We start from the raw sequence: 22,469 nt of genomic DNA on the forward strand, positions 1-22,469 counted from the left end.
TCCCTGCGCCTTAGAAACTGAAATTGAGGTTGAACCCCGTCGTGACCCTGGCCGTGCGATACCCCTCGGGCTTGCTGACAGGCGCGCCGACGAAAACGTCGAAGTTCAAGCCCTTCCATGCGCCGCGCACGCCGATCACCGCCCCCGCCAGGTGGTTGCCCAGCAGCAACGCGACCGACCTGCCGCCCACGTGGCCGTAGTCGATGCCGGCGTAGAGCTCGGCGCCGCTCTGCCCCAGCGCCCAGCCGATGTCGTTGCGCAGCAACCAGCCGCGCTCGCCGAGCAGGCTGCTCTCGCCATCGAAGCCGCGCACGGTGTAGCGCCCGCCGATGCCGAACTGGTCCTGCGTGGTGAGCTGGGTGCGGTTCCATTGCGCGCGCCACTGAACTGCGTAGCGAAGCTTCTGTTCGCCGAGCTTGAAAGGCGCGTTGAGGCTCACGTCCGCCGTCATGAGCCGAAAGCGGCTCGTGCCTTCGTCGAAGGCCTCTTCCGGGGCGCGCCGAGCACCGAATGCGCCTGTGCCCTGCCGGAATGCGAGGCTGCCGTCCAGCGTGGCCTCGCCGATGAATTCCTTGTGGTTCAGGCTGGCCTCCCAGCCGCCGACGACGCGGTGCTGGTTGTCGATCTGGGTGTCGTCGATGAAGCTGCGCGACTCGCGCCGCAGGGCACGCACGGCCACGGTGGTCTTGCGGCGCTGGTCGCGATAGACGAGGCGCGAAAGCTTCAGCTCGGCGTTGTTGGCCTTGCCTGCATAGACGTAGTCCTGGTTCAGGCCGGCCACGGTCTGGCTGTACTGGCTGTTCGACGCGGTGAACCCGAGGAGCCAATAGCCCCAGGGCAGCGAGTAGTGAAAGGTCTGGCCTTCGGTACCGTGGCGCGGGTTGCCCAGGGCGTGCCCGTCGACGCTGTGGTTGGCGTTCAGGTAAAGAAGGTCGTTGAGCCCGAAAAGGTTGTCGACCGACACGGTGGCGCCCGCCTGGTACCTGCCGGTCGACTTCGTGCCGCTGTCGTCGGTGCTCAGCGTGCCGCGGAAGACGCGGGCTTGCACGTACTTGACGAGCAGGTCGCTGTCGCCGGGGCGGGCATCGGGTGCGGTCGATGGCTCGATCTGAATATCGGCTTCGGCCGTAGGCGCTCGCTTGAGGTTCTCCAGGCCCTGCTCGATGTCCCGCAAGTCGAGCAGGTCGCCCGGCGCGGCGGGAATGGCGCTTGCAAGCAGCGACCGATGCCCGCCGAAGCGGCTGCTGGCGTCAGGCGTTGCGCGAATGGCGGCGATGCGGCCCGGTACGAGCGTGAGCGTCAGGGTTCCGCCTGAAAGATCCTGCGGCGCGGCCAACACGCGGGTGGTCACGAAACCCTTCGCAATGAGTGCCTGCTGCAGGCGGCCCATGACGACATTGACACCCTGCGTGCCCAGGCACCGCCCGAGCGGGCTGTCGTTCGACTCGTCGCCTGCTGCAGCCTGAAGCGCCCACTCAAAGTCCGCCGAACGCTCGCCCGCCAGCACGAGGCGGTCGATGCGCGAGCAGGGTGACTCGACCTCCGGCAAGCGGGCCGGGCTGGTCTTCGGTGCACCCGGCAGGCGAGCGTCTATCGACTTCTCCTGCTGCTCGCGCAGCGCCTGCTCGCGCTCCTGCCTTCGCAGTTGCTCTACAAAAGGATCAGGAGCCGACGGATTCGCCTGTGCGATGACGCCGGACGACGTGACCAGCAACAGGCAAGCGAGATAAACGGCGCGACGCAGTTGCGGCGCGCGAGCGTGTGGACACAGGAACATGAAAATCCGGGCTGATGCAGCGAGGAATACGCTGCGGGCGCGGATTTTCAGGGGGCGTTTGGCTGCACATATGTGGCCAAAAGTGAACTAGAGAATTCGGGTGTTTTTCGTTAGATATGCAACACCGTTGCATCGCGCGGCGAGCAGAAAGCCAACAAAAGCCAACGCTCTTGTTATCAATTGCACGCGATTCGAAACGGTCGCGAAGCTTCAGCTGCCGCCGCTTCGCCCATCCGCATAAAGCACCCCACGCGGCGCCCTGCACAAGCCCCAGAACCGCAACCCGCTGAGTTCCGCCATGCGCACCCCCATCGCGGTCGGCGCCGAGATGGTCGCCATTGCAGCGACGCCCAGGCGTGCGCACTTGCGCACCAGCTCGTGGCTGCCGCGGCTGGACATCAGCACGAAGCCCGGCTCTTCAAGCCGCCCTGCCCGCGCGAGCTTGCCCAGCAGCTTGTCGAGCGCGTTGTGGCGTCCCACGTCTTCCATCAGGTCGGTGAGTTCGCCGTCGACCGTGGCCCACGCGGCGGCGTGGATCGCGCCGGCTTCGGCATTGAGCACCTGGCGCGGCGGCATCGCGGCGAACGCGCGCAGCACGGTGGCCAGGTCGATGCGTTCGATCCACGCGCGTGGCGGCACGCGCTGCGGCGCAAGGTCGAGCCCCGCGAAACTCTCGACGCCGCACACGCCGCAGCCGGTGCGGCCCGCGAGGCTGCGGCGACGGTCTTTCAGGCGCTCGAAGCTGCGGGTGGAAACTTCCAGCTGCACCTCGATGCCGGGCATGCCTTCGGGCAGGCCGGCGTCGGAGGCATCGACCACCCGCACCTCGATGCCGCGGCAATCGGCGGCGGTGTCGAGGATGCCCTCGCTGAGCGCGAAGCCCAGCGCGAAGGCCTCGAGGTCTTGCGGCGTGGCCATCATCACCGCGTGCGACACGCCGTTGAACACCAGCGCCACCGGCACCTCGGCCGCCAGCGTGTCGTCGCGCACCACGCCTTCGGGTGCGAGGCCGCGCTCGCCGAAGACATGCACGGCATGCCGCGCGAGCGACGGCAACGAATCGGGGTCTGGAGTGTCTTGCATGGCCGCGGCCATTCTCCGCTCAGCGGGGGTTTTCGTCAGCCGGCGAGGGCAAGGGCAAGGCCTGGGCGACAGTGCGCCCGGCGTCCGTCAGGTGCGCGACCCAGCGGTCGTCCAGTTGCACCACACGCACCCAGCCGGGTCCGCGCGTGCCGCCGATGGAGGCATCGCCCATCAGCGTGAGCTGGCGCATCACCACGCTCGCGCCCTGCCCCAGCCGCTTGCCCAGCCGCGGCAGCGACATGCCGCCCTCGCCAGGTGCCTCCGCCAGCGCGCGCAGGATGGCCGCGGCGAAGGCATCGGCGTCGAACGCTGCGGCACCGGTCATGCGGCGACGGCGTCCGCTTCGGCAGGCGCGGGAGCGTGCGCCGCGTGCAGCGTGAGCACCACGGGAATCGACTTGGACGTGGGCGTGCCCGCGTTTTCGGCCACCGACGACAGCGGCACCAGCGGGTTGGTCTCGGGGTAATACGCCGCGAGGTTGCCGCGCGGAATGTCGTACGCCACCAGCTTGAAGCGGTCGGCGCGCCGCTCCTGGCCGTCGCTCCACACGGTCTGGATGTCGACCCAGTCACCGTCCTTCATGCCCAGCTTGCGGATGTCTTCCTTGTGGATGAACACCACGCGGCGCTGGCCGAACACGCCGCGGTAGCGGTCGTCCATGCCGTAGATGGTGGTGTTGTACTGGTCGTGCGAGCGCGTGGTCAGCAGCGTGAAGACGATGGTGTCGCCCTTCTTCGCGAAGCGCGCGCGGGCGCGGTGCGAGTGGGTGTCCAGCGGCACGGCGTGGGTGAAGAACACGGCCTTCTTCGAGGCGGTGTTCCACACGCGTTCGCTCGCGGTGTTGCGCAGGCGGAAACCGCCGGGGTGCGCCACGCGGGTGTTGAAGTCCTTGAAGTCGTCGAACACGGCTTCGATCTTGTCGCGGATGCGCGCGTAGTCCTCCACCAGCCAGAGCCACGGCGTCTTGCTGCGCGCGCCGATGGTGGCCGCGGCCAGCCGCGCCACGATGGCGGGCTCCGACAGCAGGTGCTCCGACGCGGGCGGGTTGATGCCCATGGAGATGTGCACCATGCTCATCGAGTCTTCCACCGTCACGCCCTGCGGGCCGGCCGCCTGCATGTCGATCTCGGTGCGGCCCAGGCACGGAAGAATGATTGCCTCGCGCCCGTGAATGACATGGCTGCGGTTGAGCTTGGTGGTCACGTGCACCGTCAGGTCGCACTTCTGCAGGCCCTTCCAGGTCTGGTAGGTGTCGGGCGTGGCGGCCGCGAAGTTGCCGCCGAGCGCGAAGAACACCTTGCCCCCGCCGTCGAGCATCAGCCGGATGGCCTCGACCGTGTCCACGCCGTTCTGGCGCGGCGGCTCGAAGCCGAACACCTTCTGCAGCCGGTCGAGCAGCGCGGCCGGCGGCTTCTCCCAGATGCCCATGGTGCGGTCGCCCTGCACGTTGCTGTGGCCGCGCACCGGGCAGGCGCCCGCGCCTTCGCGGCCCATGTGGCCGCACAGCATGAGCCAGTTGCCGATCATCTGGATGGTGGCCACCGAGTGCTGGTGCTGCGTGATGCCCATGCCCCAGCACGCGATGACGCGCTTCGCGCCCAGGTACACGTCGGCGGCGGCGCGGATCTGCTCCTCGCTCAGGCCCGACTCCTGCACCAGGATGCCCCACGACTCGGCGCGCAGGTCGTCGGCCAGCGCCTCGAAGCCGGTGGTGTGGGTGGCGATGAATTCGTGGTCGAGCACGCTCGGCGCGCCGCGCGCCACGGCCGCGTCCTCGCGCTCGATGACGTGCTTCATCATCCCCTTGATGGCCGAGAAGTCGCCACCCACGCGCAGCTGGAAGTAGTGCGTGCTGATGGGCGTGGAGCCCATCGTCGCCATCTCGAGCTTGTCCTGCGGGTCGGCGAAGCGCTCCAGCCCGCGCTCGCGCAGCGGGTTGAAGCTGACGATGCGCGCGCCGCGCTTGGAGGCCGCGCGCAGCTCGCCCAGCATGCGCGGGTGGTTGGTGCCCGGGTTCTGGCCGAAGATGAAGATGGCGTCGGCCTTCTCGAAGTCTTCCAGCGTGACCGTGCCCTTGCCCACGCCCAGCTGCGGACGCATGCCGCTGCCACTGGGCTCGTGGCACATGTTCGAGCAGTCGGGAAAGTTGTTGGTGCCGTACTCGCGCACGAACAGCTGATACAGGAAAGCCGCCTCGTTGCTCGCGCGGCCCGAGGTATAGAAGATGGCCTGGTTCGGGTCGGGCAGCGCGTTCAGGTGCCCGGCGATGCGCGCGAAGGCGTCGTCCCATTCGATGGGCACGTACTTGTCGCTGGCCGCGTCGTAGGCCATGGGGTGCGTGAGGCGGCCCTGGTCCTCGAGCCAGAAGTCGCTCTGCTCGGCCAGCTGGGACACGGTGTGTTTCGCGAACAGCTCCGGGCCGGCGCGACGCGCGGTGGCCTCGGCGGCCACGGCCTTCACGCCGTTCTCGCAGAACTCGAAGGTCGACGCATGGTTGCGGTCGGGCCACGCGCAGCCCGGGCAGTCGAAGCCGTCGGGCTGGTTGGCCGACAGCAGCGTCTTCGCGCCCTTGATGGGAATGTCCTGTCGCAGCAGCGCGTTGGTCACGCTGCGCAACGCGCCCCAGCCGCCGGCGGGGCCCTTGTAAAACTCGATCTTCTGCTCGCTCATGGCGGGAGTGTTCGCCGCTGGGGGGCCGCAGTCAAATTGGATCCGCACATGCGGTGATTCAAAATGGAAATGAAGCAGCGCCCGCCGAGCAGCCGCCCGTCGCAGCTCAGTGGTAATCGTCTTCGCGCTGGTGCCTCACGGCGGCCACGACGATCGAGTCGCTTGCCTCTATTTCGAACAAGGCGACATAGCCGCTGGCGCCGAAGTTAATCACGAGTTCGCGGATGAAAGGGCTGTCGCCCGCTTTGCGGCAAGTGAACGGCGAAAAAGCAAGGGCGGAAGTACCGTGCTCGATGGCTTCGAGGGCGCGTGAGACCAGCGCCAGGTCGCCGTTTCTGTCGAGCTCGCGTTCAAGAACGAAGTCGTACAGCCGCTCCAGGTCTTCGGCCGCCTGGCGCGTGAACCGGATCGCGTAGCTCACCGACGCGCCGCGTCCTGCCGCTTCTTCGCCGATTCGAGCTTTGCCTTCAGGCGATCAACCACCTCGCCCGCATCCACATAGTCACCGCTGCGGCGCGCACTGGCGAGCGACTTCATGCCGCGCGTCACAAATTCGGCCTGGCTCTTTCGCTGGAGCACACAGGCGCGAACGGCCGTCTCGACGAATTGGGACAAGGACTCGCCCTTGCCGAGCACTTGCTCGACCTCGTCCCGAAACTCGGGCTCGACACGCACGGAAGGGATGGTGGCGGTTTTCATCGCCAAAGTGTATCGCTTATGCGATACACGGACCTCATCCCCGCACGTCCTGCATCAACAACCCACGCAACTTGCTGCGCAGCGGCGTGTCTTCGACATCCTGCACCCCCGCGACGTCGCGCAGCGCGAAGTCGCGGCTTTCGGCGTTGTGCAGGTCAATCTCGCGCACCACCTGCCCGTCGCTGTAGACGAAGGCCACGTCGGCCAGGGCGAGCACGTCCTCGATGTCGTGCGTGATCATCAGCACCGGAATGCCCCAGTCCTTGCGCACCTGCGCGAGCTCGTTGCGCAGCTCGGCGCGCAGCATGGGGTTGAGCGCGGCAAAGGGCTCGTCGAGCAGCAGCACCTGCGGCTCGCAGGCCAGCGCGCGGGCCAGGGCCACGCGCTGCTGCTGGCCACCCGACAGGTTGCGCGGGCGGCTGTCGGCCAGCGCCGCCAGGCCGAAGCTGTCGAGCAGGGCCTGCACGCGCTCGGCGTCCCTGGCGGCGGGCTTGCGGCGGTGCCAGGCGGTGAGGCCGAAGGCGACGTTCTGGCGCACCGTGAGGTGCGGGAACAGCGCGTAGTCCTGGAACAGGTAGCCCACGCGGCGCGACGGCGCGGGCACGTCGATGCGCCGGGCCGAGTCGTACAGCGTGCGCCCGTCCAGCCGCACATGGCCCGAGGTGGGGTGCAGCAGGCCGGCAATGGCCTGCAGCGTGAGCGACTTGCCCGCGCCCGAGGGGCCGTAGAGCGCGGCGAAGGGAACGTCGGTCTGAAAGCGCACGGCCAGGTCGAAGCGGCGCGCCCCGTCCTGCACCGACAGCTTCAGATCGACGTCGATCATGGCTTGCCGAAGCCGTAGCGGGTGAGCACTTCCTGCGCGGCGGGGCTCGACAGGAAGGCGATGAAGTCGCCGGCCAGCGCCTTCTGCTTGCTGTCGGCCACCACGGCGATGGGGTAGGTCACGGGCGTGTGGCCGGTGGGGGTGAAGGCGATCTTCACCTTGTCGCCGGCCACGGCCGCGTCGGTGCGGTAGACGAAGCCGGCCTCGACCTCGCCGCGGCTCACGTAGTCGAGCACCTGGCGCACGCTGTCGGCCTGCACGAACTTGGGCTCCAGCGTGGTCCACAGGTTGGCGCCGTCGAGCACCTGCTTGGTGTAGCGGCCGACCGGCACGGTGGCGACCTTGCCCACGGCGATCTTCTTCACGCTGGCGCCGCCGAGGTCCTGCAGCGTCTTCACGCCCACCGCGCCCTGCGCGGGCTCGATCAGCACCAGGCTGTTGGTGACGAAGTCCTTGCGGGTGGCGGTGTCGACCAGCTTCTGCTCGACGCCGCGGTTCATGGTGTCCTGGTCGGCGCTGGCGAACACGTCCACGGGTGCGCCCTGGCCGATCTGCTGCAGCAGCACGCCCGAGGCGGCGAAATTAAAGCGCACCGTGGCGCCCGACTTGGCGGCCTCGAACTTGGGCCCGATTTCCTTGAAGGCATCGGTCAGGCTGGCGGCGGCCGACACGGTGATCTGCTGCGCGGCGGCGGCCAGCGGCAGCGCAAGGGCCACCACGGCGGTGGCAAGGGACAAGAGGCGGAACGGACGCATGTGCAACTCCTTATAGGAATGAGGAACGAAATCAGCGAAGCGAGAAAAAGCGGTTCGACAGCACCAGCACGGTGATCGACAGCACCGACGTGACGATGACCAGCAGCAGCGCGAGGTCGTCGTGCCCCGCCTGCACCGCGTCGTAGATGGCCATCGACAGCGTCTGGGTCTGCTTGGGAATGGAGCCCGCCACCATCAGCGACGCACCGAATTCCCCCATGGCGCGCGCGAAGGCCAGCAGCGTGCCCGCCAGGATGCCGGGCCACGCCAGCGGCAGCGTGACGCGCAGGAACACCGACCACGGCGACTGCCGCAGCGTGCTGGCGGCGGCCTCGAGCGAGCGGTCGACCCCCGCGAACGCGGCGCTGGCCGACTTCAGTACCAGCGGCAGCGCCACCACGGCCGAGGCCACCACGGCGCCATGCCAGCTGAAGATGATGGTGTAGTCGAGGTGCTCGCGCAGCCAGGCGCCCAGCGGGCTGCGCCGGCCCGCCGCCACCAGGATGGCGTAGCCGATGACCGTGGGCGGCAGCACCAGCGGCAGCATGAACACGGCCTCCAGCACGGTGCGCCCGAAGAAGCGCTTGCGCGCGAACACCCAGCCCAGCGCCACGCCCACCACCAGCGCCATCAAGGTCGCCACGGCGGCGACCTTCAGCGACAGCACCAGCGGAAACCAGTCGGTCGAGGCGATGAGCGAGTTCGTCGTGTTCATGAAAATACGGCGGGATTGTTACATGATGAGGCTCAAGGTTCTCACGGGGATGCGCAAAGCCATGAGTCTCCATATACTGAGGAATACAGCGTCGGAGACAGTCCCCATGCGCCCATCCGCCCAAGACACGGTTGTTCGTTCGATCTCCGGCCGCCCGGAGCGCCGCCATGTGACGCAGGTGCAGGAGTGGCGCATCGAGCGCGCCATGGACGCCCACGGCTTCGTGCTCTCCATCACCGGCCCCGACGGCGAGAGCCAGTGCTTCTTCGTGGCCGATGCCGACGCCAACGACATCGGCGAAGTGCTGCGCCGGCAGGCGGCGTGGATCGACCACCGGGCGCAGTGACCCACCCCATGCCCCGGCACATGACGGGCGCGCAGCGCATTCTCGAAGTGCTGCTCACCCGCCGCTCCGTGTCGCCGCGCCGCCTGCAGGCGCCCGCGCCCAACCCCGACGAGCTCGACGCCATCCTGCAGGCCGGGCTGCGCGCGCCCGACCATGGCGCGCTGCATCCGTGGCGCGTGATCGAGTTCCGCGCGCAGAACCGCGAGGCGCTGGCCTGGTGCTTCGAGCAGGAAAAACTGCGGCGCGACCCGCTGGCCGCGCCGGCCGACCTGAAGCGCGCGCGCGAACACGCCACGCGGGCACCGCTGCTGCTGGGCTTCGTGGTGTCGCCGCGCGAGCGCAGCAAGATACCGGCGCGCGAACAGTGGCTGGGCGCGGGCGCGGCGCTGGGCAACATCCTGAGCGCGGCGCACCAGCTGGGCTACGGCGCCATCGTGCTGAGCGGCGAGCGCTGCTTCGACGAGACGCTGGCGCGCCAGGTGGGCGTGCTGCCGGGCGAGTACCTGGTGGGCTTCATCAGCATGGGCACCATCAGGGAGGCGCCGCCGCAGGCGCGCGAGCTGCTGTCGCAGAACGTGTGGTCGTGCTGGCAAGGGAATGCGCTGCAGGCTTTGCCAGAGTTGCCCGAGCCACCCGAGTTGCCGGGCCCGGCGCCCGCTCAGCCCATCCGGCCGTCGGAGCGGATGCGCGGCAACTGATCGAGCCTGGCGCCGAACCAGCCGACACGCCCGGTCTGGCGCACGTCGAACGCCGGCACGTAGGGCTTGATGTCGAGCACGGGCGTGCCGTCCATCATGTCGTTGCCGCTGAATCGCAGCGTGGTGCCCTCGACCGACAGCAGCCGCACGATAGACAGGCCCAGCCGGTTGGGCCGTGCGGGCGCGCGGGTGGCGAAGACGCCGTGCGATTCGTTGTCCAGGAAGGGCACCACCTCCAGCCGCTCGTGCGCGCACCGGTGCAGGTGGGTGACGAGGATCAGGTAGTCGAAGCCCTCGATGTCGCGCAGGCCCGGCGCGAACTCGGCGAACACCTCGAGGCTGCCGGGCTCGTCGGGCGCGCCGGCGGTCTGTATCGGCATGCCGGTGGCTTCGGTGAAGCGGCTGCGCACGATGCCCACGGGGCGGCTGACGACGTCGGCAGCTTCCGGATTCATGGCGCCAGCAGGCGCGTCAGCGCGCGAATGTCGGCCGCGGTGGCCAGCCGTGCCGCGTTTTCGATGGCGCGGTAGTGCTTGACGATGTCTTCGCCCACCGGCGTGAGCGCCGTGCCGCCGCCGCGCGAGCCGCCCGCCGCGGTGTTCACCGCCGGCGAGGCCAGCGCGTGGTTCATCTCGTCGATCAGCATCCAGGCGCGCCGGTACGACATGCCGAGCAGCCGGGCGGCCGCGGAGATGGAGCCGGTCTCAGCCACGGCCTCGAGCACGGCGATCTTGCCGGGGCCGATGGCGATGGTGTCGTCCCGGTAGACGCGCAGGCGGAACTGGACTTTGGATTTCATGTGGGCGCCAAGCGTAAACCAATGCGGGCCGCCATTGTCGTTTCGCAGCGTCGTGCAAGAATGAATACGACGCACCCGCGACGGGGAAACGAGGAGAGTTCCAGTGAAAGACCGCCACCTGTTCCTGCCCACCCGATGGCTTGGCCGCGCCGCCGCGGCAACGGCGTTGGTGGCCCTTGCCGGTTGCGCGGGCGGCCCGTCGGCTTCGGGAAGCGCGGCACCGGCAACACCAGCCGCGGCCCCGATGTCCGCGACACCCCATACGTCCGCGAGCGAAGGCGCGTCGCCCTCCTTCACCGTCTCCGGCGCCGTCGCCAGGCGCGCCACCTTCGATCTCGCCGCCCTGCAGGCGCTGCCCGCCGTCACGCAAACGGTGGGCAGCAACAGCTACACCGGCGTGAGCCTGTGGGCCTTGCTGAACGATGCGTCGGTGGGCCTGAAGCCCGACACCGCGGTGCGCAACCCGGTGCTCTCGATGTATGCGGTGCTGGTCGGCAGCGACGGCTACCGCGCGGTGGTCTCGCTGGCAGAGATCGCACCCGAGTCGGGCAACCGCGCGGCGCTGGTCGCCTACAGCCTGAACGGCGCGCCGCTGGGTCGCAACGGCATGGCGCGGCTGGTGCTGCCCGGCGATGTGAAGCCGGGCCGCTCGGTGGCCCGGCTGGCGGCGATCGAGGTGTTCGCCGCGCAGCTTTCGGGCCGCTGAACCGTCACACGGTTGGTTCGGCGGGTCAGCCGAAGAACTTGGCCGCGCTGACCAGGGTCTTGTACACGCCCCACGCCAGCGGAATGCCCACGGCGATCCACGCCAGCGCCACCACCAGCGGGCTCACCGCGTCGACGCGGCCCGAGCCACTGCCCAGGCCCACCTCGGCGGCCGATGCCTTCTCGTGCGCCAGCTTCTTCTCCACCGCCAGTTCAGCGTCGCTCATGAAGTGCTTGTCGGCCACCGGGCGCACCAGCAGGTTGGCGATGAAGCCGATGACCAGCATGCCCACCAGGATGTACATGGTCTGGTTGTAGACCTGCTCGCGCGGCAGGCCCAGGCCCAGCTGGTACTCGCGCATGTAGTTCACCACCACCGGCCCCAGGATGCCGGCCGTGGCCCACGCGGTGAGCAGGCGGCCATGGATGGCGCCCACGAACTGCGTGCCGAACAGGTCGGCCAGGTAGGCCGGCACGGTGGCGAAGCCGCCGCCGTACATCGACACGATCACGCAGCACGCCCCCACGAACAGCAGCTTGCTGCCCGCGCCGGCCGACGACGGAATGCTCGCGTACAGGATGCCGCCGAGCACGAAGAACACCGTGTAGGTGAGCTTGCGGCCCAGCTTGTCCGACAGGCTGGCCCACACGAAGCGCCCGCCGATGTTGAACAGCGACAGCAGCGCCGTGAAGCCGCCCGCCACCACCGCGATGGCCGCGAGCTGGGTCTTGTCGAGCTGGCCGTACTTGGCCGGCAGGTCGATCAGCGCGCCGCCGAACACTTCCTGCAGCATCGGGGAGGCCATGCCGATCACGCCGATGCCCGCGCTCACGTTCATGCACAGCACCAGCCACACGAGCCAGAACTGCGGAATGCCCCAGACCTTCTTCACGTGCACGTGGCGTTGCGTGATCATGGTGTTGGCGGTCTGCGCCGGGGGCGGCGTCCAGCCTTCGGGCTTCCAGCCCGAGGGCGGCACGCGGTAGCCCAGCGCGCCGGCCATCATGAAGACGAAGTAGCCAATGGCCATCACCACGAAGGTCTGCATCACGCCCACGTCGGTGGCGGTGCCGAAGCGCTTCATGAGGTCGACCGCCAGCGGCGAGCCGATCATCGCGCCGCCGCCGAAGCCCATGATGGCCATGCCGGTGGCCATGCCGCGGCGGTCGGGGAACCACTTGATCAGCGTGCTCACCGGCGAGATGTAGCCCAGCCCCAGGCCGATGCCGCCGATCACGCCCGAGCCGAGGATCATCAGCCAGAACTGGTGCAGGTGAATGCCCAGCGCCGACAGCAGCATGCCGCCGCACCAGCACAGCGCGGACACCACGCCGGCCTTGCGCGGGCCGGCGCGTTCGAGCCAGCCGCCCCACAGGGCCGCCGAGCAGCCGAGGAAGACGAAGAACAGCGTGTACATCCAGCCGAGCGTGGCCACGCGCCAGTCGCAGGTGGTGGCGAACAGCTCCGCGAAGAAGCTCATGTCTTTCGCGCAGGCCTGCGCGCCGGTGCCCGCGGTACCCAGCGCCTTCGACAGCGGCAGCCAGAACACCGAGAAGCCGTAGGCCATGCCGATGCAAAGATGAATGGCCAACGCGGCCGGCGGCACCAGCCAGCGGTTGAAGCCCGGGCCCGCGATGATGCGTTCCTTGTCGAGGAAGCCGGGCTGCTGCTGCAGTCCGCCTCCGTTGATGCGATCTCCCTCGAGAACGCCTGCAGATGAGCCTGCCATATATCTCCTTGTTCGCCGGATGTGTAAGGTTGTTGCTGATCCGGGCCGCGGAGTGTGAGTGAACGCTTTGATGTGCGTCAAATTCGATCAACGCATGGCCCGATTCAATAAGTAAATGGACCGCTATTCGCCGAGCGTGCCGCTGTGCTGCTGCACCTGTGACTGCCACTCGGGCGTTTTCATGAAGGCCAGCGCGGCGTCGAGCGCGCGCGAAGGGCGCACGCCCTCCTGCGTCATGAAGCCGATGGGCGTGCGCACTTCGGGCGCCACCAGCGGCAGCGCCTCCAGTTCGCGGTGGCTGCGCACCGCGGCCACCATGCCGCCGGGCAGCACGCTGCTCACGGTGCCCACGCTCACGGCCAGCGCGAGCGTGAGCACCGAATTGGTCTCGATGGCGGGCGACGCATTCGCGGCGGGCACGCCCGCCTCGCGCAGCGCCTGGTCGACGATGGTGCGGTTGTGCATGTCGGGCGTGAGCAGGCACAGAGGCAGCTTGCCGGCCTCGGCCCAGGTCATGGGCTTGCCGATGCGCAGCTGGTCGGCCGACGCCTTCTTCGCGCGGCGCAGCAGGAAGTAGTGCTCGATGCTCTGCGGCCACGCCGTGAGCTTGATGCCCGGCAGGTGCATGCGCTCGGTGTAGCCCAGCGCAAGGTCCACCGACAGGCTCTCGAGCCCCGTTTCCAGGTCTTGCGAGCTCATCGACAGCACCGCCGGCACGATGCCCGGGTGCCGCTGCTGCAGCATGGCCGCGAAGCGCGAGAGCATGGGAACGGCCGTGGGCACGGCCGCCATGCGCAGGCGGCCGTGCGGGTCACCCGCTTCGCTGCGCAGCTCCTGCAGCAGCACCTCGTTGTCGCGCAGCATGCGCTGCGCCGTGGCCAGCACGCGCTCGCCCTCGTGCGTGAGGCCGACGTACACCCGCGCGCGCTTGACGATGACCACGCCGAACTCGCTCTCCAGCGCACGCAGCGCGTTCGACAGCGCGGGCTGCGTGATGTGGCAGGCCTGCGCGGCGCGCCCGAAGTGCTTGTGCTCGTTCAGCGCCACCAGGTAGCGCATGGAGGCGAGCAGGTTCATGCCTCAGGTGTTCTTGCTGATCGAGATCGTCGGAAACTTCGCCGAGAAGTCCTTCGCCTTCTCGGCGATGCCCACGGCCACGCGGCGCGCCACGTCCTTGTAGAGCGCGGCCACGTCGCTGTCGGGTTCGGACACCACGGTGGGCGCCCCGCTGTCGGCCTGCAGGCGGATCCTGATGTCCAGCGGCAGCGCGCCCAGGTAGTCCATCTGGTACTCGGCCGCCATCTTCTTGCCACCGTCGGCGCCGAAGATGTGCTCGGCGTGCCCGCAGTTCGAGCAGATGTGCACCGCCATGTTCTCCACGATGCCCAGGATGGGAACGCCGACCTTCTCGAACATCTTGATGCCCTTCTTGGCGTCGAGCAGCGCGATGTCCTGCGGCGTGGTGACGATCACCGCGCCCGTCATCGGCACGCGCTGGCTCAGCGTGAGCTGGATGTCGCCGGTGCCCGGGGGCATGTCGACGATGAGGTAGTCGAGGTCTTTCCAGTTGGTCTGGCGCAGCAGCTGCTCCAGCGCCTGGGTGGCCATGGGGCCGCGCCAGATCATGGCCTGGTCCTGGTCGACCAGGAAGCCGATGGACATCACCTGCACGCCGTGGCGCTCCATGGGCTCCATGGTCTTGCCGTCGGCGCTGTCGGGGCGGCCCTGTATGCCCATCATCATGGGCTGGCTCGGGCCGTAGATGTCGGCGTCCAGCAGGCCCACGGTGGCGCCTTCGGCGGCCAGCGCCAGCGCCAGGTTGGCCGCGGTGGTGCTCTTGCCCACGCCGCCCTTGCCCGAGGCCACGGCAATGATGTTCTTCACGTTGGGCAGCAGCTGCACGCCGCGCTGCACCGCATGGCTGGTGACCTTGGTGACGATGTTGACCGACACGTTCTCCACGCCCGGCACCGCCTTGGCGGCGGCGACCAGCGCCGCGCGGATCGCCGCGTGCTGGCTGCGGGCGGGGTAGCCGAGCTCGATGTCGAACGAGACATCGCCTTGCGAGACCTGCAGGTTCTTGAGCGACCGGCTCGCCACGAATTCCTTGCCGGTGTTAGGGTCCGCGACGGCCTTGAGCGCGTCGGTGAGCCCTTCTGGGGTGAGTGCCATTGATCTAACTCCTGAATGGCCGGTAGTCTAGTTCGCTCCCTAAGCCCTCATCGATCGGCCTCCCAAAAGCCTGAAACGAATAAAAAATGCCCGAGACAAGCCCCGTCACCGGCCTGCTGCTCACCGGAGGCGGCGCGCGGGCCGCCTACCAGGTGGGCGTGCTGCAGGCCATTGCAGACATCCGGCGCGCCGCCGGCCCCGCCGTCACCGGCACGCACAACCCCTTTCCCGTCATCACCGGCACCTCGGCCGGGGCCATCAACGCGGCGGCGCTGGCCTGCGGCGCCGACAACTTCGACGCCATGGTGGCGCACATCGCCAAGGTGTGGAGCGAGTTCCGCGCCGAGCAGGTGTACCGCGCCGACTCGCTCTCGGTCATCGGCAGCGGCGCGCGCTGGCGCATGCTGCTCGGGCTGGGGCGTTTCGCGGCCAACTGGATGCGCATCAAGCCCAAGTCGCTGCTCGACAACCGGCCGCTGGCCGAGCTGCTGCGCCGCCTGGTGCCGCTGGAGCGGCTGCCCGGGCTGATGGCCGCCGGCCACGTGCAGGCGCTGGCCGTGACCGCGTCGAGCTACAGCTCGGGCGAGCACGTCACCTTTTTCGAGGCGGCCGTGCCCATGGAGCCCTGGGTACGCTCGCAGCGGCTGTCGGTGCGCGACCGCATCACGCACACGCACCTGCTGGCGTCCTCGGCCATTCCCTTCGTGTTCCCGGCCACGGCGCTGCCGATGCAGCAGGGCCACACCGAGTACTTCGGCGACGGCTCGATGCGGCAGTCGGCCCCCATCGCGGCGGCCATCCACCTGGGCGCGCAGCGCATCCTGGTGATCGGCGCGGGCCGCATGCACGAGCCGCGCGAAACCGCCGCGCCCAACACCCACAGCGGCTACCCGACCATGGCGCAGATCGCCGGCCATGCGCTGTCGAGCATCTTTCTGGATGCGCTGGCGGTGGACATCGAGCGCCTGCGCCGCATCAACCACACGCTGGGGCTGATTCCCGAAGAAGCGCGAGCGGCGAGCGCGCTGCGCCCGCTCGACCTGCTGGTGATTTCGCCGTCGCAGCGGCTGGACGTGATTGCCGCGCGCCATGTCGACGCCCTGCCCGGCGCCGTGCGCCACCTGCTGGGCGGCTCCAGGGTGGCGGCCGACGTGAAGGGCGGCGCGCTGGCGAGCTACCTGCTGTTCGAGTCGGGCTACACGCGCGAGCTGATGGCGCTCGGGCGCGCGGACGCCATGAAGCAGCACGACGAGGTGCTGCGCTTCTTCGGCTGGAACGCCGCCTGACCATCTGATAGGCTGGCAGCCTGAGCGCTCGCCGGCCTTTCAGTGCCCGGCACGTTGCCCCGACACCAGCGCCGACATCGTCTGCAGCAGCTTCTCGGCCACCACCGGCTTGAACAGCACCGGCACGCCCGATTCGCGCACGCGCTGCAGCCGGCTGGGCGCGGTCTCGCCGGTCACCAGCAGCAGGGGCACGCCGCTGTTCAGCCGCTGCTGCAGGCGCAGCCCGGCGTCCAGCCCGTCGGCGCCGTCGGCCAGGCGGTAGTCGCACAGCAGCATGTCGAAGGGCTGGCGCTCGGCCTCGGCGCGCGCCAGCTCGTCGAGCGCACCGGCCTCGTCGGCCACGGTGCGCACGTCGATCGCATGAAAGCGCAGCAGGCCGGTCATGGCGGCGCGAATGTCGGCCTCGTCGTCGACCAGCAGCACCCGGCGCGGCAACGCCGGGGCCGCATCGGCGCCCACGGCCACACCCGCGCTCGCCGGCGCCAGCGAAGCGGCATCGGCCAGTGCGCTGGCGGCCGCGCCCGGCGGCGGCGCCACCCTGGGCACCACCACCCTGAAGTGCGTGCCGCGCCCCAGGCGCGAATGCAACTGCACCGGATGCCCCAGCAAGCGCGACAGCCGCTGCACGATCGACAGCCCGATGCCCAGCCCACGCGAGCGGTCGCGCCCCGGGTTGCCCACCTGGTAGAACTCCTCGAAGATGCGCCCCGACTGCTCGGGCGCTATGCCCATGCCGGTGTCGCGCACCTCGATCCACACCGCCTCGCCGCGCTCGCGCGCCGTGACCGTCACGCCGCCGCGCGCGGTGTACTTGAGCGCGTTGTCGACCAGGTTCGACAGCATGCGGTGCAGCAGCTCGGGGTCGCTGCGCACCCACAGGCGGCTGGCGCGCACGCGCAGCTGCAGCGCCTTCTGCTCGGCGAGCGGGCCGAAGCTGAAGTTCATCCGCAAGAAGAGCGCGTCGAGCTGCACCGGGCGCACCACCGGCGTGACCACGCCGGCGTCGAGCCGGGACACGTCCAGCATGGTGTCCAGCGACATGCCCAGCGCATCGACGGCGCGCATCAGGCGCTCGGCGTTCTGCCCTTCGGGGCGGTCGCTGAGCTCATTGCGCAGCGCCGCGCCGAACAGCGCAATGGCGTGCAGCGGCTGGCGCAGGTCGTGGCTGGCGGTGCCCAGGAAGCGGGTCTTCTCGGCGCTGGCGCGCTCGGTGGCGGCAATCTGCTCGCCCAGGCGCCCGGCCAGGGCCTCGTTCTCGAAGCGCAGGATCAGCGCGTCGGTGAGGATGCGGTTCTGCTCGATGCCGGTGCGCAAGGTCAGCCCCAGGTGCGCCGCGCCGAAGACCGCCAGGAACACATGCAGCGCGTCGCGCTGCCAGGCCAGCGCCACGATCAGCCCCAGCATCATCGGCAGGCCGTAGCCGAACAGCGCCGGCTTCAACGGCCACAGCGCCTGCATGGCGCGGGTCCAGCTGCTCATGATGACCACCACCAGCAGCGTGGTGATGGGCAGGTTGTCGTTGGAAATCACGAACAGCGGCGCCGGCGCCGTGGCGCTGCTGACCAGCGTGACCAGCCGCGTGTACTTGCGCGCCCAGTACGGGCTGCGGTCCGCCGCGATGCCCGCATGCCAGCCCGGCGTGAGCAGCGCGTACAGGTCGACCAGCGTGATCAGCGCCAGCCAGAACAGCGCCCACTGCGTGCCGTACTGCCAGTAGAAGGCCACGCCCAGCGCCCAGGCAAAGCACAGGTGCGCGCTGACCGACACCCGGCGCGAGGCATACACCGAGGCCACGTGCTCGCGCAGCACGCGCTGGCCGAGCGCGCGGTCGTCCAGCGGCGCGCCGGCGGCCGATGTCATGGCCCGGCGCAGCGCGGGCAGTGGCGCGGGTTGGAGCAGCGGGGGATGAGAAGGTCGCGGGTGGTCACCCGCTCATGCTATCGGCGGGGTGGTCGCGCGACAGTGCCATTGGTCATGGGTTGGTCATGGGTACGTCATGGGTTCGCCCCGAGCCGCTCGCCATGCAGGCGCTGCAGGCGCAATACCTCTTCGGCGTCCAGGCCGGCGAGCTCCCGGTACACCGACGGCGCCGTCGCCCCCTCGGTGTTGATCAGCAGCACGTTGGCGTCCGCCGCCAACCCGATCTGCGTGCGGTGCGCGCGGTGTGCCTGCGACAGCGCCAGCACGCGCAGCGCGGCCAGCCCGGCGGCGCCCGACTCGCCGCTCTCGATGGGCACGTCGCGCACCGAGCCCCGGGCCAGCCGGCGCATGGCGTCGATGGCGTCGTCGTCCTCGATGGTCATGAACACATCGATCGACGGCTGCAGGAAGCGCCAGGCCAGCGGCGAGGTTTCCCCGCAGGCCAGGCCCGCCATCACCGAATCGACCGTGCCCGTGGCGTTCGCGGCCCGGCCGCCCAGCGCGCTCTGCAGCAGGCAGTCGGCCTGGCGCGGCTCGGCCACGACCAGCGTGGGGCGCCGCGCGCCGAAGCGTTCCCACATGTAGCTGGCCACGCCCGCGGCCAGCCCGCCCACGCCGCCCTGCAGGATCACGTGCGTGAAAGGCCGCGCATGCTGCGCCAGCACCTCGTCGACCAGCGTGCCGTAGCCCTGCATGACGTCGCGCGGAATGTCTTCGTAGCCCGCGTACGAGGTGTCGGACACCACCTGCCAGCCGTGTTCCCGCGCCAGCGCCGCGGCGTGCGCGACCGAGGCGTCGTAGTTGCCCTCGATGCGCACCACCTCCGCGCCGAAGCCGGCGATGGCGCTCTCGCGTTCAGCGCTCACGTGCTTGTGCAGCACGATCACGCAGCGCACGCCGGCATCGCGGGCGGCCGCGGCCAGCGCGCGGCCGTGGTTGCCATCGGTCGCGCTCACGACGACCCACCCGCGCAGCGCCTCGGCGTACGCGCCCTGCAGCACGGCCTTCGGCTCCCACGCGGGGTGGGCGCGCAGCACCAGGCGCACCAGCGCGGCCGGTGCGCCCAGGGCCTTGAAGCTGCCGAGCGCGGAGCGCTTCGATTCGTCTTTCACGAAAACGCCCGCCACGCCGAGCGACTGCGCCATGTCGGGCAGTGGCCACAGCGGCGTGGGCGCCCGCGAAAGCATCGGCCAGGCCGAGAGCCAGTCGCGCGTGCGCTGCGCCTCGGCAATGCTCATGATGTGTTGCAGCTCGCGCGGGTACGCGGCGCGCACGGCGTTCGTGTTGGTGACCAGCATGGGTGTGATTTCGAATGTTGCGGTGTTCAGCGCGGCAGGCGCAGGCGGACGATTTCCGCGAAGTAGCGCGCGCCCGTGGCGAGCACCGCGTCGTTGAAGTCGTAGCTGCCGTTGTGCAGCGGCGTGCTGCCCGCCTCGCCCTCGGCGCCGTTGCCCAGGAACACGAAGGCGCCCGGCACCACCTTCAGGAAGGCGCCGAAGTCTTCCGAGATCATCATCGGCGCCACGTTGGCATCGACCTGGTCCGCGCCCACCACGGCCGTGGCGGCGGCCACCGCCGTGGGCACGCATTCGGCCCAGTTCACGGTGGGTGCGAACTCGTGCGTGTAGCTGAACTCGCAGCCGGCGCCGTGCATGCGGCAGATGCCCTCGCTGATCTCGCGCATGCGGTCTTCCAGCATGCGCTGCACGGCGGGGTCGTAGCTGCGCGTGTCGCCCTTGATGACCACGTTCGACGGCATCGCGTTGCGGATGCCGTCGGTGACGAACTCGGTGCACGACACCACCGCCTGCGCGCCCGGGTCGAGCGTGCGCGAGACGATGGTCTGCAACGCCAGCACGATCTGCGCGCCGATCACGATCGCGTCCACGCCCATGTGCGGCCGCGCGGCGTGCGTGCCGCGGCCCTTCACGTGGATCGTGAAGTTGTCTTCGCTGGCCATGATGCCGCCCGTGCGCGTGGCGATGGTGCCGGCGCGCATGCCGGGCATGTTGTGCAGGCCGTAGATCTCGTCGACCGGAAAGCGCGTGAACAGGCCGTCGTCCATCATCGCCTTGGCGCCCCGGCCATGCTCCTCGGCCGGCTGGAAGATGAAGCGCACGGTGCCGTCGAAGTCCTGCCGCTCGCGCAGCAGTTGCGCCGCGCCGAGCACCATCGACATATGGCCGTCATGGCCGCACGCGTGCATCTTGCCGGGCGTGGCGGAGGCGTAGGCGCGGTCGGTGGGCAGCTCGGTGATGTTCAGCGCGTCCATCTCCGCGCGCAGCCCGATCACGCCGCGGCCCTGGCCCACCTTCAGGTTGGCGACCAGGCCGGTGCCGCCGATGCCGGTGTGCACGTCGAGGCCCAGCGCCTTGAGCACGCGCACGACGAAGGCCGAGGTCTTCGCCTCCTCGAAGCCGGTCTCGGGCATGGCATGCAGCTGGCGGCGCCAGCCGGTGAGGGTGTCGCGCAGGGGAGCGTCGGTGGAGTTCATGGAGAGATGCTATTGACTACGGTGCGAGACAGGCGCGCAAAATCGGCGTTGTTCGCGCAACGTTTTTGCGCGGCGCAGGCCGGATCCGACCCTCTCCAAGCTCTCCACGCTCTCCACGCTCTCGACGCTCTCCACCCATGACCCCGCTCGACGCCCTCGACCTCCGCCTGCTCGAACTGATCCAGGCCGACAGCCGCATGCCGCAGAGCGAGCTGGGCGAGCGGGTGCACCTGTCGACCGCGGCGGTCAACCGGCGGCTGAAGCGCATGCGCGACGAGGGCGTGATCCAGCGCTACGGCGCGGTGCTGTCGCCCGCCGCGCTGGGACACCCGCTGACCATCGTGGCCGAGGTGGAAACCGAGAGCGAGCAGATCGACCTGCTCGACGCCATGAAGCGCAGCTTCAAGGCCTGCCCGCAGGTGCAGCAGTGCTACTACGTGACCGGCGAGTGGGACTTCATCCTGGTGTTCGTGGTGCGCGACATGGCGCAGTACACCGCGCTGACGCGGCAGCTTTTCTTCCAGAGCAACAACGTCAAGCGCTTTCGCACGCTGGTCACGATGGACGCGGTGAAGCTCGGGCTGGATGTACCCGTAGTACCCGTCGTGCCCGTCGTGCCGGTTGCACCCGTTGTGCCAGCCGCCTGAACCTCCACCGGACACGCCATGTACCCCAAGAACCGCCTCGACGCCCTCACCGACGGCATCTTCGCCGTGGGCATGACCATCCTCGTGCTCGACCTGCGCATTCCCGACGAAGCCGCCGTGGGCGCCGACGAGGCTTCGCTGTTGCAGGCGCTGCTCGCGCTCGGCCCCAAGCTGCTGCCGTACCTGCTGAGCTTCTACGTGCTGGGGGTGAGCTGGCTGTCGCTCATCAAGGCGCGCTCGCGCGGCGAAACCGTGGGCGAGGCCTATGCCAAGTGGAGCCTGTTCTATTTGCTGTTCGTGACGCTGGTGCCCTTTTCGACGGTGCTGATGGGCCGCTTCACCTCGCACGCCACCGCCACGGTGATCTACGCGGCCAACATCGGCGCGCTCGCGCTCATCGGGTTCCTGTTGATGTCGCTGCTGCCCGAGCCGGTGCGCGACGCGCATTGGGTGGAGCGGCGCGTGTCGCTGCTGGTGCTGCTGGTGTCGTGCCTGCTCACGATGGCGCTGAGCTTCGTGGTGCCCGGGCGCGCGCTGTGGGCCTTTGCGCTCAACCTGGGCGGCGGGCTGGTGGTGCGGCTGTACCGGCGGCTCGCGCCTGCGGGCTGACCGCCGCGTCGCCGCCGGGCACCAGCATCGAACGCAGCAGCAGCGCCACCGCGCAGACGATGGGCGCCAGCGCCAGCAGCCGGCCCGGCTCGAAGGCCAGCCCCGCCGCCACGCCGAGCGCGCAGCCCAGCTTGATCCACGGTGCCACCGCGTCCCAGCCGCGCCGGTGCGCCACGGCGAAGCCGATCAGCGCCGCCCAGCCGAACAGGCCGCCGAACACCGAGAAGGTCCAGCTCGACAGGTAGTACACCGTGTCCATGTCGCGGAACGCCAGCGCCGTGCCCAGCCCCTGCCAGGTGTGGCGCCAGCCGTCGAACAGGAAGAAGCCGGTGGCCGACGCGGCCCACCAGAAGAAGGCATAGAGGCTCGCGATGCCCGCCAGCATGGCGAGCCACCCGAGCGCGCGCCGGGTGATGTCGTCGAAGGGCATGTGGTCGCGCCACGCTGCGAGGTGTCCGTTGTCCATGGCCGGTGCTCCATTGAGGTCTGCAATGGGAACCGAAGGTAGGCAGGCAATGTGCGTTCTGCGTGAAGCCGGTGT

At 69.4% G+C, this 22,469-nt stretch carries 24 protein-coding genes; 6 read left to right on the plus strand and 18 right to left on the minus strand.

All coding sequences use genetic code 11. The features are described from left to right. Nucleotides 1-10: 10 nt before the first annotated feature. The 9 genes from AB6807_RS22805 to modB form a co-directional block, all read right to left on the minus strand. Nucleotides 11-1,777 (minus strand): ShlB/FhaC/HecB family hemolysin secretion/activation protein, encoded by a 1,767-nt coding sequence (locus AB6807_RS22805; RefSeq protein WP_371086337.1) that lies wholly within the window; start codon nucleotides 1,775-1,777, stop codon nucleotides 11-13. 210 nt (nucleotides 1,778-1,987) lie between these two features. Beyond that, nucleotides 1,988-2,860, minus strand: coding sequence for a formate dehydrogenase accessory sulfurtransferase FdhD (gene fdhD / locus AB6807_RS22810; protein WP_371086338.1), 873 nt, complete (start codon nucleotides 2,858-2,860; stop codon nucleotides 1,988-1,990). A gap of 19 nt (nucleotides 2,861-2,879) precedes the next feature. Continuing rightward, the gene (locus tag AB6807_RS22815) at nucleotides 2,880-3,185 is read right to left on the minus strand and encodes a hypothetical protein (RefSeq protein WP_371086339.1); all 306 of its coding nucleotides are present in this window, start codon (nucleotides 3,183-3,185) and stop codon (nucleotides 2,880-2,882) included. Next, entirely contained in the window at nucleotides 3,182-5,530 is a 2,349-nt protein-coding gene (locus tag AB6807_RS22820; RefSeq protein WP_371086340.1) for an FdhF/YdeP family oxidoreductase, read from the minus strand. The genes AB6807_RS22815 and AB6807_RS22820 overlap by 4 nt, the downstream gene beginning before the upstream one ends. A gap of 106 nt (nucleotides 5,531-5,636) precedes the next feature. Further along, complete coding sequence (locus AB6807_RS22825; protein WP_371086341.1) at nucleotides 5,637-5,951, minus strand: type II toxin-antitoxin system RelE/ParE family toxin; 315 nt, start codon at nucleotides 5,949-5,951, stop codon at nucleotides 5,637-5,639. Further along, on the minus strand, nucleotides 5,948-6,229 hold the full coding sequence (locus tag AB6807_RS22830) for a YlcI/YnfO family protein (protein ID WP_116910881.1): 282 nt from the start codon (nucleotides 6,227-6,229) through the stop codon (nucleotides 5,948-5,950). The genes AB6807_RS22825 and AB6807_RS22830 overlap by 4 nt, the downstream gene beginning before the upstream one ends. A gap of 34 nt (nucleotides 6,230-6,263) precedes the next feature. After that, on the minus strand, nucleotides 6,264-7,052 hold the full coding sequence (locus AB6807_RS22835; protein WP_116910880.1) for an ABC transporter ATP-binding protein: 789 nt from the start codon (nucleotides 7,050-7,052) through the stop codon (nucleotides 6,264-6,266). Beyond that, nucleotides 7,049-7,807, minus strand: a complete 759-nt coding sequence (modA, locus tag AB6807_RS22840) for a molybdate ABC transporter substrate-binding protein (RefSeq protein ID WP_116910879.1) — start codon at nucleotides 7,805-7,807, stop codon at nucleotides 7,049-7,051. Before modA ends, AB6807_RS22835 begins: the two co-directional genes overlap by 4 nt. 31 nt (nucleotides 7,808-7,838) lie before the next feature. Beyond that, nucleotides 7,839-8,522: a molybdate ABC transporter permease subunit gene (gene modB / locus AB6807_RS22845; RefSeq protein WP_116910878.1), complete on the minus strand. Its 684-nt coding sequence runs from the start codon at nucleotides 8,520-8,522 to the stop codon at nucleotides 7,839-7,841. A gap of 106 nt (nucleotides 8,523-8,628) precedes the next feature. Here modB and AB6807_RS22850 point away from each other — a divergent pair, with 106 nt between their 5' ends. After that, nucleotides 8,629-8,868 (plus strand): hypothetical protein, encoded by a 240-nt coding sequence (locus AB6807_RS22850; protein ID WP_116910877.1) that lies wholly within the window; start codon nucleotides 8,629-8,631, stop codon nucleotides 8,866-8,868. Nucleotides 8,869-8,876: 8 nt separating this feature from the next. Further along, a complete protein-coding gene (locus tag AB6807_RS22855; RefSeq protein ID WP_371086342.1) occupies nucleotides 8,877-9,566 on the plus strand; it encodes a nitroreductase in 690 nt (229 codons plus the stop codon). On the opposite strand, the gene tsaA is transcribed toward AB6807_RS22855, so the two are convergent. Continuing rightward, nucleotides 9,527-10,021, minus strand: a complete 495-nt coding sequence (tsaA, locus tag AB6807_RS22860; protein ID WP_371086343.1) for a tRNA (N6-threonylcarbamoyladenosine(37)-N6)-methyltransferase TrmO — start codon at nucleotides 10,019-10,021, stop codon at nucleotides 9,527-9,529. The two genes, AB6807_RS22855 and tsaA, sit on opposite strands and share 40 nt — an antisense overlap. Continuing rightward, nucleotides 10,018-10,365, minus strand: a complete 348-nt coding sequence (locus tag AB6807_RS22865; RefSeq protein WP_116910874.1) for a winged helix-turn-helix domain-containing protein — start codon at nucleotides 10,363-10,365, stop codon at nucleotides 10,018-10,020. The genes tsaA and AB6807_RS22865 overlap by 4 nt, the downstream gene beginning before the upstream one ends. 244 nt (nucleotides 10,366-10,609) lie before the next feature. On the opposite strand from AB6807_RS22865, the gene AB6807_RS22870 reads away from it, so the two are divergent. Beyond that, the gene (locus AB6807_RS22870) at nucleotides 10,610-11,071 is read left to right on the plus strand and encodes a molybdopterin-dependent oxidoreductase (protein ID WP_371086344.1); all 462 of its coding nucleotides are present in this window, start codon (nucleotides 10,610-10,612) and stop codon (nucleotides 11,069-11,071) included. Between the two features lie 25 nt (nucleotides 11,072-11,096). Here the strand turns inward: AB6807_RS22870 and AB6807_RS22875 are convergent, their stop codons facing one another. From AB6807_RS22875 to apbC, 3 genes are all read right to left on the minus strand, one after another. After that, the gene (locus tag AB6807_RS22875) at nucleotides 11,097-12,800 is read right to left on the minus strand and encodes an OFA family MFS transporter (protein ID WP_116910872.1); all 1,704 of its coding nucleotides are present in this window, start codon (nucleotides 12,798-12,800) and stop codon (nucleotides 11,097-11,099) included. 123 nt (nucleotides 12,801-12,923) lie between these two features. Then, a complete protein-coding gene (locus AB6807_RS22880; protein ID WP_371086345.1) occupies nucleotides 12,924-13,877 on the minus strand; it encodes a LysR family transcriptional regulator in 954 nt (317 codons plus the stop codon). Nucleotides 13,878-13,880: 3 nt separating this feature from the next. Continuing rightward, entirely contained in the window at nucleotides 13,881-14,972 is a 1,092-nt protein-coding gene (gene apbC, locus AB6807_RS22885; RefSeq protein WP_371086346.1) for an iron-sulfur cluster carrier protein ApbC, read from the minus strand. Between the two features lie 86 nt (nucleotides 14,973-15,058). Here apbC and AB6807_RS22890 point away from each other — a divergent pair, with 86 nt between their 5' ends. Then, a complete protein-coding gene (locus AB6807_RS22890; protein WP_371086347.1) occupies nucleotides 15,059-16,258 on the plus strand; it encodes a patatin-like phospholipase family protein in 1,200 nt (399 codons plus the stop codon). A gap of 39 nt (nucleotides 16,259-16,297) precedes the next feature. Here AB6807_RS22890 and AB6807_RS22895 read toward each other — a convergent pair whose 3' ends face one another. The 3 genes from AB6807_RS22895 to AB6807_RS22905 form a co-directional block, all read right to left on the minus strand. After that, a complete protein-coding gene (locus AB6807_RS22895) occupies nucleotides 16,298-18,118 on the minus strand; it encodes a hybrid sensor histidine kinase/response regulator (RefSeq protein WP_371086348.1) in 1,821 nt (606 codons plus the stop codon). A 134-nt stretch (nucleotides 18,119-18,252) separates the two neighbouring features. Further along, a complete protein-coding gene (locus AB6807_RS22900) occupies nucleotides 18,253-19,476 on the minus strand; it encodes a diaminopropionate ammonia-lyase (protein ID WP_371086349.1) in 1,224 nt (407 codons plus the stop codon). Nucleotides 19,477-19,502: 26 nt separating this feature from the next. Then, complete coding sequence (locus AB6807_RS22905) at nucleotides 19,503-20,672, minus strand: M20 aminoacylase family protein (protein WP_371086350.1); 1,170 nt, start codon at nucleotides 20,670-20,672, stop codon at nucleotides 19,503-19,505. A 137-nt stretch (nucleotides 20,673-20,809) separates the two neighbouring features. Between AB6807_RS22905 and AB6807_RS22910 the strand changes: the two genes are divergently transcribed. Together AB6807_RS22910 and AB6807_RS22915 are read left to right on the plus strand one after the other, a co-directional pair. Beyond that, the gene (locus AB6807_RS22910; RefSeq protein WP_371086351.1) at nucleotides 20,810-21,319 is read left to right on the plus strand and encodes an Lrp/AsnC family transcriptional regulator; all 510 of its coding nucleotides are present in this window, start codon (nucleotides 20,810-20,812) and stop codon (nucleotides 21,317-21,319) included. A gap of 18 nt (nucleotides 21,320-21,337) precedes the next feature. Further along, a complete protein-coding gene (locus AB6807_RS22915) occupies nucleotides 21,338-21,928 on the plus strand; it encodes a TMEM175 family protein (RefSeq protein WP_371086352.1) in 591 nt (196 codons plus the stop codon). On the opposite strand, the gene AB6807_RS22920 is transcribed toward AB6807_RS22915, so the two are convergent. Further along, on the minus strand, nucleotides 21,870-22,394 hold the full coding sequence (locus AB6807_RS22920; RefSeq protein WP_371086353.1) for a hypothetical protein: 525 nt from the start codon (nucleotides 22,392-22,394) through the stop codon (nucleotides 21,870-21,872). The genes AB6807_RS22915 and AB6807_RS22920 overlap by 59 nt on opposite strands. Between the last annotated feature and the right edge of the window lie 75 nt (nucleotides 22,395-22,469).

The organism is Variovorax sp. RCC_210 (assembly GCF_041355175.1).
GTDB lineage: Bacteria > Pseudomonadota > Gammaproteobacteria > Burkholderiales > Burkholderiaceae_C > Variovorax.